The organism is Phyllobacterium sp. YR531, assembly GCF_000282595.1.
Taxonomy (GTDB): domain Bacteria; phylum Pseudomonadota; class Alphaproteobacteria; order Rhizobiales; family Rhizobiaceae; genus Phyllobacterium.
In genome coordinates this window covers 152,959-166,147 of the sequence record NZ_AKIZ01000016.1, presented here as the reverse complement: position 1 = coordinate 166,147, position 13,189 = coordinate 152,959, and the positions used below count along the sequence as shown (strand labels likewise).

10 protein-coding genes are annotated in these 13,189 nt (G+C 50.3%); 4 read left to right on the top strand and 6 right to left on the bottom strand.

Going from position 1 to position 13,189, the window contains the following annotated elements; translation table 11 throughout:
* The first annotated feature begins 11 nt into the window (after positions 1-11).
* The gene (locus tag PMI41_RS07920) at positions 12-1,448 is read left to right on the top strand and encodes an aspartate aminotransferase family protein (protein WP_008123541.1); all 1,437 of its coding nucleotides are present in this window, start codon (positions 12-14) and stop codon (positions 1,446-1,448) included.
* Between the two features lie 49 nt (positions 1,449-1,497).
* Here the strand turns inward: PMI41_RS07920 and PMI41_RS07915 are convergent, their stop codons facing one another.
* Positions 1,498-3,189, bottom strand: coding sequence for a hypothetical protein (locus tag PMI41_RS07915; protein ID WP_008123536.1), 1,692 nt, complete (start codon positions 3,187-3,189; stop codon positions 1,498-1,500).
* Positions 3,190-3,433: 244 nt separating this feature from the next.
* Here PMI41_RS07915 and PMI41_RS07910 point away from each other — a divergent pair, with 244 nt between their 5' ends.
* The gene (locus PMI41_RS07910) at positions 3,434-5,947 is read left to right on the top strand and encodes an FAD-dependent oxidoreductase (RefSeq protein WP_008123535.1); all 2,514 of its coding nucleotides are present in this window, start codon (positions 3,434-3,436) and stop codon (positions 5,945-5,947) included.
* A gap of 121 nt (positions 5,948-6,068) precedes the next feature.
* A complete protein-coding gene (locus PMI41_RS07905) occupies positions 6,069-6,920 on the top strand; it encodes a DUF1194 domain-containing protein (protein ID WP_008123534.1) in 852 nt (283 codons plus the stop codon).
* 7 nt (positions 6,921-6,927) lie between these two features.
* Here the strand turns inward: PMI41_RS07905 and PMI41_RS07900 are convergent, their stop codons facing one another.
* Both PMI41_RS07900 and PMI41_RS07895 read right to left on the bottom strand, forming a co-directional pair.
* On the bottom strand, positions 6,928-7,926 hold the full coding sequence (locus PMI41_RS07900; protein ID WP_008123533.1) for a GlxA family transcriptional regulator: 999 nt from the start codon (positions 7,924-7,926) through the stop codon (positions 6,928-6,930).
* 218 nt (positions 7,927-8,144) lie between these two features.
* Entirely contained in the window at positions 8,145-8,405 is a 261-nt protein-coding gene (locus PMI41_RS07895; RefSeq protein ID WP_008123532.1) for a hypothetical protein, read from the bottom strand.
* A 139-nt stretch (positions 8,406-8,544) separates the two neighbouring features.
* On the opposite strand from PMI41_RS07895, the gene PMI41_RS07890 reads away from it, so the two are divergent.
* Positions 8,545-9,453, top strand: a complete 909-nt coding sequence (locus tag PMI41_RS07890) for a LysR family transcriptional regulator (RefSeq protein ID WP_008123531.1) — start codon at positions 8,545-8,547, stop codon at positions 9,451-9,453.
* On the opposite strand, the gene PMI41_RS07885 is transcribed toward PMI41_RS07890, so the two are convergent.
* The 3 genes from PMI41_RS07885 to PMI41_RS07875 form a co-directional block, all read right to left on the bottom strand.
* Positions 9,443-10,165 carry a copper homeostasis protein CutC gene (locus PMI41_RS07885; RefSeq protein ID WP_008123529.1) on the bottom strand — a complete coding sequence of 241 codons (723 nt, stop codon included), beginning with the start codon at positions 10,163-10,165 and terminating at the stop codon, positions 9,443-9,445. The two genes, PMI41_RS07890 and PMI41_RS07885, sit on opposite strands and share 11 nt — an antisense overlap.
* Entirely contained in the window at positions 10,162-11,076 is a 915-nt protein-coding gene (locus tag PMI41_RS07880; protein WP_008123528.1) for an ROK family protein, read from the bottom strand. The genes PMI41_RS07885 and PMI41_RS07880 overlap by 4 nt, the downstream gene beginning before the upstream one ends.
* Before the next feature lie 65 nt (positions 11,077-11,141).
* On the bottom strand, positions 11,142-13,169 hold the full coding sequence (locus tag PMI41_RS07875) for an ASKHA domain-containing protein (RefSeq protein WP_081497120.1): 2,028 nt from the start codon (positions 13,167-13,169) through the stop codon (positions 11,142-11,144).
* Positions 13,170-13,189: the final 20 nt, after the last annotated feature.

Sequence of the window (13,189 nt, the reverse complement as noted above, 5' to 3'; positions counted from 1 at the left end):
GGGGAACGGCGATGAACAAGGTTCAAGAAATGACAAAAACCACCGCGCCGACGATCCGGCCCGATTTGCTATCGGTGGACGATGCGAAGGCAATGACTTTGCCGCGGATGACGGAAATTTTTACAAAGCATCTCAATCCAGGACAGTTGCACTTCATGAAACTGTTGGGTTTTCACAAAGTGAAAATCGAGCGAGCAGATGGCATGTACTATTACGACCAGAATGGGCGGGCAATTCTCGATTTCTTCGGGGGATTCGGATCGCTTGCTTTCGGCCATAATCATCCAAGGATTGTGGAGGCGCGGAAGAAATTTCAAGATGAGAAGCGTCAGGAAATCGCAATCGCCTTCATGTCGCAATATGCCAGCGCCCTTGCCCATAATTTGGCAGCATGTTCACCCGGCGATTTGGATATGGTGTTCCTCGGCTCCTCAGGTTCAGAAGCGATGGAAGCTGCGATCAAGGTAGCCGAGCGCGCAGCAGGTCCGAAAAAGCCCAAAATTGTCTACGCTGAAAATTCTTTCCACGGCAAGACCAAGGGCGTTCTCTCAATTACAGACGGCTCGCTTTACCGGGGCGATTTCAAATTGGTCGACAACACGATCCGCGTGCCTTTTGGCGACATTAACGCGATTGAGAGCGTGTTCAAGTCAGATCCTGAGATCGGCGTTGTTGTCCTTGAAACCATTCAAGGCGGCGGTGGAATTATTCAAGCGCCTAATGAATATTGGCAGAAATTGCGGGCGCTTTGTGATCAGTATGGTGTACTGTGGGTTGCCGACGAAGTTCAGTGCGGATTTGGGCGCTCGGGTAAATTCTACGCTTTTGAACACGCCGGTGTCGTGCCGGATGTTACTGCCTTGGCAAAGTCGCTTGGAGGCGGCAAAGCTGCGGTGGGGGCAATGATTGCTCGGCGTGAAGTCTACATGAAAGCCTACGGTACGCCGAAGACTGCGATGATCCACGCCATGGCGACTTTCGGCGGTATCGGTGAAGCATGTGTGACATCCATAGAAGCAATCAATATTCTCTATGATGAGCATCTGATTGATAACTCGGCGGAAATCGGTGAATACCTACTCGGTAAGTTGGGGGAACTTAAAGCAAAACATGCAGGAATGATAAAGGATGTGCGCGGCAAAGGCCTGATGGTCGGTCTTGAGTTCCATGATTTCTCCAAAACTGTTCCTATGGTATTACGTCCGGTTCTTGCAGTCCTTGACGACAAGCTGAAAGGGTCGCTTCCGGGCTTTATCGGAAGTCACCTGCTACGCGACCATGGTGTGTTGGTCGCCTTTACGGAGTACAATCGCAACGTGGTGCGTCTCGAGCCTCCGCTCATTTGCGGACAAGAGCATGTTGATGCGTTTATAAAGGCGCTTGATGAAGTTCTTTCACGTGGCATCGTGCGGATAGTAAAAGACTTTGTGAAAGCTCAAGTGAAGTAGCTTATCTTATTATTTCGGATAAGCCGGTTTGCTCCGGCTTATCCGTCTATCATTTTACAGCTTTTAAGTCTGGCCTGAGCAATAAATCCCAACAATCATTGAGTTTGACAACTGTGCGGTCGTCCAGTGCTTTTGCATATATATCTTGCAGATAGCGGCGCGCCGTTGTTATCGGGCAAGTTGGGCGTAAAACACCGTCTGTCGCGCGAACAGAAGCCTCCACGACTGGAGTAAGCCTCTCTACCGTTCGGAACGGATCCGCGCCAATCTGAATATGGCGCGTCGCATCCCGGTCCAATATCCACGGGAAGGGGTCGGTAAAGTCTAGGTTCATAAGGCTGTTGAGGCGAATGTTATTATCAGATTCAAACTGCTTGATCGCTTTCACGGCATTGTCGAGCGATAACAGCCAGAACATTTGATAATCAAGTTCTGCGTATAGACGCCAGCTCGGTAACTGCCCCGCTACAGCCAATTGTCGATAGGTCTCGGCGTTCTGAATATAATGGTTTTCCAAGAGAAGTACTCGTTCCATTATATCTGCCCGCGTCGAAACGAGCCCCATTGTCTTGATATCGCTGACCGGAGCAGAGACATAATGAGGGGCAACGGCGATGAAACGCAAAGTGCCGTGCACAACCTTCGTCGTCGTTGGAATGATTGTAAGGGCAACGAGACAGTAAACTATAAGGCGATGTATCTCATTCATAGCTGTTGTCTTGTACAATACAGCCAGTAAGACCGGCCAAATGAAAATGAATTCCTGACTACCGGTGTTTTGTGTTTCCAGGAAAGTCCCAGCAACCATTATAACGCCTGCCCACAGCCAATCCCTATCGAGATAAAACTTGTCTTTTCGCCACGTCGAATGATCAGAACGATCGAGCCAAAACAAGAAGAAGATCAAACTTGCAGCAGCTAACATAACGTCGAGCTTGATTGAAAATACTGTAAGAAAGCGTGGAATTAACAAGCCCTCATTCAAACTGACGAGGGTGATGATGTTTGCCATATAGGCCGATACCATACCATTATTGAGCTCGAATCCGGCGAGGATGATAACGAAAACGGCAAGCGCTAAAAGCAGGTGGCGTAATAAGAAGCGGCCTGCAATTACTGCGTAGAGGCCAATCAACCCACCAGCGAGAAAACCAGTGATTTTGGTGAAGAACAGCGCCAGCATTGTCAGGGCGGCTACGATGGCCAGAGAGCGGCCTCTAGGCAAGAATATCAGGGCGCTCGTTAATACATAAAGAAGTAGTGACGTATGCCGGTTATAAATGCCAAACCCGCTTACTCCTGGATATGAGTGGAATGTCTGGGTGTTCATCGGACAGAGTGCAAAGATCAGGAATGGTACCAGAATTGCTATTGCTGTCTTGCGATTATCTTTTTCGATGATAGCAACAACTGCTGCCATTAGCGGGGCAGAAGAAATAAGTACTGACCATTGTGCCAACAATGTCGGTTGCCCGCCCGGAAAAAGCGTTTGCAGCCAGTAGAATTGATAATATTCCAAAGCACCAACCGGGGCTGAAAAATCTACCGCGGGAATTTGGCCAAGTTTGAGCCTTTGCGCTGCATCCAAGTATATATATGTGTCCCAGTACATGGGGCCAATCGGAATAGTGAGTGGCAAGCTCAGAAGAATACACAGAACCAGAAGGACGAAAATGAGCAAGCTCAATGGTGAAAAAAGCCACGAAGCCGGTTTTTTGCTGCCAATTATCGCGTCTGCCATTTGCTTCCGTTTCAGCTAGATCGGTAATCGAGCTTCATGATTAGCCTGCACTTATCGATATTGCGTTAAATTAGACAGATAATCTTCGTGTTTTTTAGTCGAATAGATCAGTGTCTACCATGCGTCGCGGCATGTTTTGGCCATGTCGCAAACAGGCCTTAGCAAGAGGCTTGCTGAACGGCATAGTGCACGAAATTCGCAGACGCTGTTCTAACCATCGATCGATACCAAAGGATATTACGAAATGAAGACTGAGGCACGTGTTGTCGTTATCGGCGGTGGTGTGGTGGGTGTTTCTACACTCTACCACTTGGCAAAAAAAGGCTGGAGCGATGTTGTTCTGATTGAACGAAAAGAGCTGACATCCGGCTCGACCTGGCATGCTGCTGGTTTGTTGCCTCTATTCAACATGAGCTATTCCGTCGGTCAGATTCATAAATACTCAGTCAAATTCTATCAGGAACTGCAGGAAGAAACTGGCATGAATGTCGGTTTCACAAATTGCAGCAATATTCGTCTTGCTCGCACCAAAGATCGCTGGGACGAGTACATGTACTATGCGGGTGTCGCTGAAACGATTGGCGTTCCGGTCAAACTGCTGACTCCCGAACAGGTCAAGGAAATTTGGCCACTTGCAGAGATTGACGGCATTCTTGGCGCGATTCAGCACCCGGAAGATGGTTATATTCAACCCGCAGATTTGACGCAGGCACTAGCCAAGGGCGCTCGCGACCGTGGCGCGACAATTTATCGTTACACGACCGTACTTGGCATTGATCAACTGCCGACAGGTAAATGGCTGGTCAAGACAGATAAGGGCGATATTACAGCCGATCACGTAGTTTCAGCTACCGGCAATTTTGCACGTAAGACCGGCAAAATGGTGGGGCTCGATGTGCCGGTCATTCCGGTCGAACACCAGTACATCGTCACGGAACCGCATCCCGCTATCGTTGAACGTAAAGCGAAAGGCCTTCCGGAAATGGGGGTTCTGCGTGAAAGTGACAGCTCATGGTATATGCGAGAGGAAAATGGGGGACTATTGCTCGGACCTTACGAGCGCGGCGCTCCTGTTTGCTATGTCGATGGGCCATCGGACGGCAGTGAGTACGAACTTTTCCAGGAAGATCTGGATCGGCTTGAGCCTTATATTGAAACAGCGATTGCCCGTGTTCCCGCCTTTGGTGAAGTGGGTATCAAGAAAGTCTATAATGGCGCGATTGCTTATACGCCGGATGGCTCACCGATCATCGGACCAGCCCCGCGCCTGAAGAATTTCTGGCTCAATGAAGGTCACTCTTTTGGTGTTACTGCGGCTGGCGGTGCGGGCTGGCAATTGGCTGAGTGGATTGTTGAGGGTGAGCCATCCATTGATATGATGGGCGTCGATCCTCGCCGTTTTGGTCCTTATGCAACGGAAGGGTATCTGAAGGAGAAGAACGAAGAAGCCTATGCGGAAGTCTTTTCGGTTCACTATCCAGACGAAGAGCGTGGCGCCGCCCGTCCGCTGAAGCGTTCGCCAACCTATGACCGTCAAAAGGACCTCGGTGCCGTGTTTGGCACTGTCTATGGTTGGGAGCGAGCCAACTGGTTCGCACCAAAAGACTATGGCTTGGATGTATCAAAGCTTGATAAGCCCGATGTTCTGATGAACCACAACCATCCAAATCCGATAGATGGCAAGGTTAAGGAAGTCTGGTCATTCCGTCGTTCAAATTATTTCGAGCATGTGGGTAATGAAATCAAGAACGTAACCAACAATGTTGGCCTGCTTGATATGTCAGCCTTTGCCAAGATGGAAGTATCTGGCCCCGGTGCACGTCAATGGCTGGATTCAATCCTGGCGAACCGCATCCCCAAAAAACAGGGCCGCATCGCGCTGTGCCATTTGTTGACGAAAGAAGGCGGTGTGCGTTCCGAATTCACCGTTTATGAATGGGTGCCAGGTAAGTTCTATCTGGTTTCCGCAGGTGCTTATGAAAATCACGACCATGACTATCTCTACAAGCTTCTGCCAGATGACGGCTCGGTATCACTGCGTCCGATAACGTCCACTTATGGCGTTTTGGTTCTGGCTGGACCAAATAGCCGAAAAGTTCTGCAAAAGCTGACCAGGGCCGATCTGTCCAACGATGCATTCCCATGGTTATCCGGCAAGGAAATCAGTGTTGGAACCGCTACAGCGCATGCCTTGCGCGTAAATTTCGTGGGTGAACTTGGCTGGGAATTGCATCACCCTATTGAACAGCAAAGCGCCATTTATGAGATGTTGCTGGATGCCGGTGCTGAGTTTGGTATCAAACCATTTGGTATTCGTGCGATGACAGCCATGGCTGTGGAGAAGTCCTATCGCCTCATTCCTCGCGAGTTGTCGATTGAGTACAACGCTTTTGAGAGTGGTCTCGACCGCTTCGTGCATCCCAATAAGGGCGAGTTCATTGGCCGCGACGCTGTTGTCAAGGCCAAGGAAGATGGATTGAAGTGGAACTTTGTAACGCTTGAAGTGCATGTTCCGGGAGTTTCAGACGTGGATGCGCGCGGAAGTGAGCCCATTTACCTTAAAGGACAACTGGTTGGCCGCGCTACTCATGGTGGCTATGGCTGGCGATTGGGCAAAAGCCTTGCTTTGGGTATGGTTAAACCCGAACACTCAGCCTTGGGCACAGAGCTGGAAATCAAAATTCTTGGCAGGACACATAAGGCAACCGTTATTCCGGAGTCACCGTTCGATACGGACAACGAACGGCTGAAAGCCTAAAACGTCCATCAAAGAATTAAAATGGCGCTGTTTCAGCGCCATTTTCTTTGTTTTTATTCAACTGAGCGTGAACAGCTCCAAACGCACTTTGCGTTGCAGAGTTTTGCGATACACTCTTCAAATGTTATCGCGCAAGAAAGCTCTTGGAGGTTTTCTGATACTGGCGACACTGGTGGCCAGTTCCTTGGCGCGATCCCAATCTGGCGAGATGGATGTTGATGTTGAGCTTGTTCTCGCTGTCGATGCATCGCGCTCTATGCAAAGTTTCGAGCAGAGAATTCAACGGGATGGTTATGTTGCCGCCCTTCGACAGAAAGATGTGATCCGAGCTATTCGGGACGGTGCTCATGGCAAAGTTGCAATTACCTATGTCGAATGGGCTGGTTCGACTATGCAACGCGTGATCGTGCCATGGATGGTTATAGAAAGCGCAGAAACAGCTGAAAAGTTTGCTTCCTTGTTGGCGGAACCAATTCCATCAACCCAAAGTAGAACGTCGATTTCAGGCGCTATCGATTTTGGTAGCAGCCTATTTGATGGCAATGGTTTCAAAGGGTTACGCCGAGTAATAGACGTGTCGGGGGATGGAGCTAATAACAATGGACGCCCCGTCCTCGAGGCCAAAGAGCAGGCCATTGCGAAAGGCATAACCATCAACGGTCTCCCGCTCATGACAAGAGGAGATTTTTATTCTGATTGGGCGATTGAAGATCTCGACGTTTACTACACCAACTGCGTTATTGGTGGGCCAGGCGCATTTATGATCCCAGTAAACTCTTGGGATCAATTTCCCGAAGCGGTGAGACGCAAGCTTGTCCTCGAGTTAGCAGGAGATGAAGGTGAAATACAAAAAGCCGCTTATCGTTCGCCAACCGCTCCACCCGTTTTGCTAGCGCAAAACAAACAGAGCTATGATTGCTTGTCAGGCGAGCGGATATGGCAGAGGCGAATGCAGGACTGGGAGGCTCGCTAGGGCGGTATCAAGCCGCCATAAGCTGTTTGCGATCTGCACGCTCCTGCTGCGGGGAGCGCCCATATAATTCGCGGTAGCATTTCGAAAAATGAGATGCGGAAACAAATCCGCATGCTACCGCGACTTCAACGATGGGCATTGAAGACTGGATCAACAAATGCCGTGCTCTATCAAGCCGAATCTCCAGATAATATCGGGCCGGAGAACGGCCCATTTCCTGACGAAACAGGCGTTCGATCTGTCGGCGGGATAATCCGACATGATCAGCAATTTCGATCAAGGACAAGGGCTCGGACAGCCGTGCTTCCATCAGTTCGATTATTGTAAGCACTTTTGAATTCTGCACACCAAGACGCGCTCGCAATGGCAGACGCTGACGGTCATGTGGGCTGCGAACACGATCTGTAAGCGCCTGCTCACACACTCTATTGACGATGTTGTCACCAAAATCGTCACCGATGAGTTTAAGCATCATATCGAGCGCGGCAGTACCGCCAGCGCAGGTATAAATATTGCCATCGACCTCGAAGAGGTCGGCGTATACGTCAGCTTTTGGAAATGCTTCAGCAAACCCCGGCAAGTTCTCCCAGTGAATAGCACAGCGTTTACCTGAGAGTAGGCCAGCAGCAGCCAATATATGTGCACCTGTACAAAGGCCGCCGACAGCCACGCCTCGGTTGAACTCTTCACGGAGCCAAGCAAAAACAGATTTATTCTGGAATTTTTCGACATGAACGCCGGAACAGACGAAAACCATCGAGGGGCGTTCTTCACCAGTCAGATAACGCCGCTCGTCCTCCAGCGAAGAGTTGGCTGCACATTCAACACCATTGGATGCTGTTACGGGTTTCGCATCCACTGATGCTAGACGCCAGCGATAGGCTTCGTAACCCAACATGCGATTGGCAATACGCAAAGGTTCAATCGCAGTCGCAAAGGCGATCATCGAGAAATTTGGGACGAGAAAAAATACGAAAGAGCGCTTGGTGAGACCGACTTGATCCATGTTGACCTATGTTCCCGTATCTGGCTTTAAGGCCATGTCGCACCTGAAGCAGCTAGTTCAGGCAGCGGGCGTGGTCTCTAGAGCTTTTTTTCAGATACAACCATAGAATTATTCTAAATGGAAGTGGTCGTCCCTGTGTCGCAAAAGCGCAGGCGTCACTAATATTAAAGGGAGCAGACAGTTTGTTATCTGCTCCCTTTTCCAGTGTGCTCACGCATTTAATTCGACCGGTATTTCAATTCATGGCATTCCTGAACTTGGCGCTCATACAAGTCGGGCCAGCCAATATCTTCGCGAATACCTTCTGGCAGCGAATCAAGTGCGGTTTCGGTCGCATGCAGCCTACGGATGCGAACTATTGAGGCACGAACGCTAAAGACAGCGCGTGAGAGTTTTTGTACATGCTCAATCATAAAGGCTGTAATTCGCTCGGATAACCCGATTTCACGTTCTGCATAACTTTCGTTGCAAGTGCTCATTTCTCTTCTCCTTGTCTAACAAAGGCGAGTGGTGCTTAGTTGCCTCCCAATAAGGTTGACTATCGGCGCTATTTAATGTTCAATCAAACGAAATTAGATAATGGTATGATTCAGAAAAATTGATGGAGGAGGTGACGCCATGTCAGCACCAATGCATCATCCGATACCTATCCTAGACCTGGACGTTTTGCGTACATTTGCAATGATTGCTGAGACCGGAAGTTTTTCCAGCGCAGCGAATGCAGTTTTCCGCACGCCATCAGCAGTGTCTATGCAGATAAAAAAACTGGAAGAGATCCTTGGGCACGTGCTTTTGGAGCGGGATGCGAGGTCAGTGAAGCTGACACCAAGCGGTGAAATACTGCTTGGTTATGCCAAGCGTATGCTGTCTCTCAATCGCGAGACAGTGGCCAAATTCATCGCTCCTACAGTCTCGGGTGTCGTACGTCTCGGTGCTCCCGATGACGTTGGAGAAAGGGTTCTCCCGTTCGTACTGAAGCGTTTCGCTGAATCACACCCGGACGTAACCGTTGATGTCGTGATCGATCAGAGTAACAATCTTCGCAAGCGACTGGATGAACAACGCCTTGATGTCACCTTGGTGAACGTTAATGAAACACTGGCGAGGCTCGACGAAATCGAAGTCTTGATGACTGAGGATATCATCTGGGCAGGCGCTAAATGCGGCAATGCCCATGAACGTACACCTTTACCATTATCCATGTGGGAGGAAGGGTGCATCTGGCGCGCCAATGCCATTGAAGCGCTGGAGAGCATGGGTAGAGATTACCGTGTGGCCTATATGAGTGCTCACACCATGGGACAGCGTGCCGCCATTGTGGCTGATCTCGCAGTTGCCCCTTTCTCAAAATTTCTTCTGGATGAGAATATGGTGCAGCTTGGACCAGAACATGGACTGCCTGAACTTGGAGAGTCCAAACTTGGTATGCTTGTGACAAAGAACGCTGGTGCTCACATAAAGGCTGTCGCCCAGCATCTTAGGGTTTATTTTGAAGGTTATGAGCGTACTGGAAAGCTTACCTGCTAAGGCAAAAGTCCTTTAACGCCCGAACGGCATCCTTGCTGGTTTGTTTTTGCGATGCGGTTTCAAATCCGAGCCGCTTCGCAGCATCACTTGTAGCCGGCAGGGAAACTGAGCATGACGAATGGATTTCCGAGAATGGAATGCAATCAAGCAGCATCCCGGCATTGCTGATGTTAACGCCTGAGCCGGGCATGATTTTTATTTTACCCTCAGCAAGCTCAAATATCAGCTTCAGATCATCAATGCCTTCAACAGAGGTGAGCGCTCGCCCGGAGGTTAGAATTCGCTCAAAACCCAGCTCGATAGCGATGTTGATGGCTTCTGCGATATCAGGAACAAGGTCGAATGCGCGATGCAACGTAACTTTCAGTCCATCACACTGCCGGATTAAACGCCCAAGCGTTTTGTAATCCAAGGCACCGTTAGCCAGATTGGCTCCAAAAACCGCGCCCGTAAGGCCATTGGATCGGATGGTGTCTATCTCTCGCAACATCGCATCAATATCGGTTTCACTAAAAACAAAATTGCCGGGCCGCGGACGGATCATTGCATAGATCGGGATTGGCGACGCTTTGGCTTGTCCAATCAGACCAGGTGTAGGCGTCAAACCTCCAAGATCAAGTGCCGAGCAAAGCTCTACACGATCAGCACCGCCTTGAATGGCAGCAGCCAATCCTTCTGGATTGTCCACGCAAACTTCAAGTAGAACAGTCATTTTTCCAAATCCATTAACCCTAAAACCCCAGCACCGATTAGGCCGGGTTCAATTTTCAACTCTGCAGGGATTACCAGCGCTTTATCGGTTTGCCGCAAGATGCGCGCTCGAACTGCCTCGTCTAATCGCCTGATCAGTGGGAGTGAATTGGCTAGTCCTCCCCCAACCGGTACAACTGACGCTCCAACGATATTGATTGTCATCGCCAAGGGCCCGCTGACTACGTCGATATACACATCAATTGTTCGGGTAGCTTCGTTGTCGCCGGCATCCCATGCAGCTATAATCTCTGTACTGGGAAGGGAAACGCCATGGATATGTGCATGAAGCCTTTCCATGCCGCGAGCCGCACCCACCGCGTCCACGCAACCGATTTGACCGCAGCCGCAAGCATAACGAGGGATGGTGACGGGAGGATTTCCCGCGAGCGTAGCTGAAACAGGACCATGACCCCATTCACCGGCAAAACCACCAGCACCTTCATGAATTTTGCCATTTATAACCAAGCCACCACCGACGCCTGTTCCCAAAATAACACCGAAGACAATTCGATGTCCGCGTCCAGCGCCAAGCACGGCTTCGGAAAGCGCAAAACAGTCAGCATCATTTGCCACTAAGACAGGCCGGTTAAGTTTTTCGCTAAGGTCTGCAACCAATCGACGTCCATGTATGCATGGGATGTTGGCACACGTAATTCTGCCGGTATCTGAATCAACGACGCCTGCGATTGAGATGGAAATAAGACTTCCCGGATCAACCCCGCCGTCGTGTGCTATTTGTTCGATTGCTGTGGCAAAGAGGTCGAAATCATGAAGCGGAGTAGGTACTTTCGGCAATGGCCGAATATCCTCTCGAGAATAAGCTACTGCCCCCTTGATGGCCGATCCACCAATATCAAAACAGGCTATCATAAGTGATTGTTTCCAGAATCAAGCATCTCGGCTGTTTGATAGCGGAAATTCCCGAAGGTACAAAGCTAATCGCGACTTCTACGCGCGGCACGGTCTTCGCGAGAGCGGCGGCGTGGTGTGGCGTCACCCACAATGCCGTCTTCGCTAACATTTTTTCGTTGTGGCAGAGTTACAACTTTTGAAAGTTTGGGGAAGGGGTCGACCTTGTTTGGCATGGCCATTGCGTAAACGAAGTGCTCCTGAAACTTTGGTTCGAGCGCGGTTTCGATCTTTTCAATGCGCGTAACCGTATCTTCTATTTCGCGACGGTAGTTGCGATTGAGCAAAGCCATTCGAGCGCCGGTGCCTGCCGCATTGCCAACCGCTAGAACCTTATCAAGATCGCAGTCGGGGATAAGACCAAGAACCATCGCATATTTGGGATCAATAAATGACCCAAAGGCTCCAGCAAAACGGATTTGGTCGACATGATCTATTCCGAGCTTGTCCATGAGCAGCTTGACGCCAGCGTAGAGCGCCGCTTTCGCTAATTGAATAGCGCGCACATCTGTCTGAGTAATGGTTATCGTCGGCGCGCCTTCACGCAACAGATAGGAAAAGGTTCGGCCTGTAGCCATGACGCGTGAGGATCGGGCAGCAAGACTTCCATCAATCACACCATCCTCGGAGATTATTCCGGACAGGTACATTTCGGCGACCACCTCGATAATGGCTGAGCCGCATATGCCAGTAATGCCGCTGATTTGCACAGCTTCGCCAAAGCCGGGTTCGTCGGACCATTGTTCTGTACCTATAACGCGAAAACGAGGCTCCAGAGTGATGGGATCTATGCGAACACGTTCAATTGCGCCCGGCGCTGCCCGCTGACCGCCAGAAATTTCCGCACCTTCAAATGCGGGGCCGGTGGGAGACGACGCTGCGACGGTGCGATGGCGATTGCCAAGAACGATTTCCGCGTTTGTGCCAACATCGACAAGCAGCATCATCTCATCTTGACGATGAGGGCCTTCCGCAAGTGTTGCTGCGGCAGCATCGGCACCAACGTGCCCAGCAATACACGGGAGCATATAAACGCGTGTTCCCGGGTTCATGGGAAGACCAATGTCGGACGATTTGAGATGAACTGCACCGGAAACAGCAAGCGCGAATGGTGCTCCACCGAGCTCCGTAGGGTCAATACCCAGAAAAAGGTGATGCATAATGGGATTGCCCACGAAAACTGCATCGAGAATATCTTCCCTGGCTATGCCGCCTTCAGCGCAGACTCTGTCAATTAATTCGTTGATGGCTCCGCGCACGGCGCTTGTCATGCCCTCACGTCCATCGGGGTTCATCATGACATAAGAGACGCGGCTCATAAGGTCTTCGCCGAACCTGATCTGTGGATTGGAAGTACCTGCAGAAGCAATCGTGCGAACAGACAATAGCGATGACAGATGCATCGCTATTGTCGTGGACCCGATATCGCACGCAATACCATATGCTTCGTTCTTCAACCCCGGCCAAAGGCCGATCATGGTTGGGCGTGATGTCTCTTCATCGTGATGAATAGCAGCCGTGACGCCCCACTCACCCTTGCGCAATATTTTCTGAACGTCTGCGAGAAGATGAGTATCCACGTCAATGTTATGAAATCCCCACTCATTTTCGAGCGCTATTTTCAGCCGGTCCAGATCGCCAAGCGGCTTGTGCATGTCAGGCTCTTCAACCTCGACATAGCACATGCGGATTGCAGGGTTGCGTTCGATAACGCGTGTATCAACATCCTTGCGTACGACTTGAGCATTGACCTGCACATCCTGCGGAACATCAACTACAAGATCGCCAAGGATTGTTGCGGAGCAAGACAGGCGTCTGCCTTGCTTCAGGTCGCGCTTTTCGGCGTAACGCTGCTCTTTAGGTCCAAACTCTGAAATATGATCATTTGAAGAAGTTATGCCGTGTTTGGCGAAACGACCTTCCTGCACTTCAACTTGGCAACGCCCACAAATACCACGCCCGCCGCAAACACTTTCGACGTAAACGCCGAGCGTGCGTGCAGCTTCCAATACTGGTGTGCCAACAGCAAAACGGCCGCGCTTGCCAGAAGGCATAAAAAGCACAAGCGCTTCTT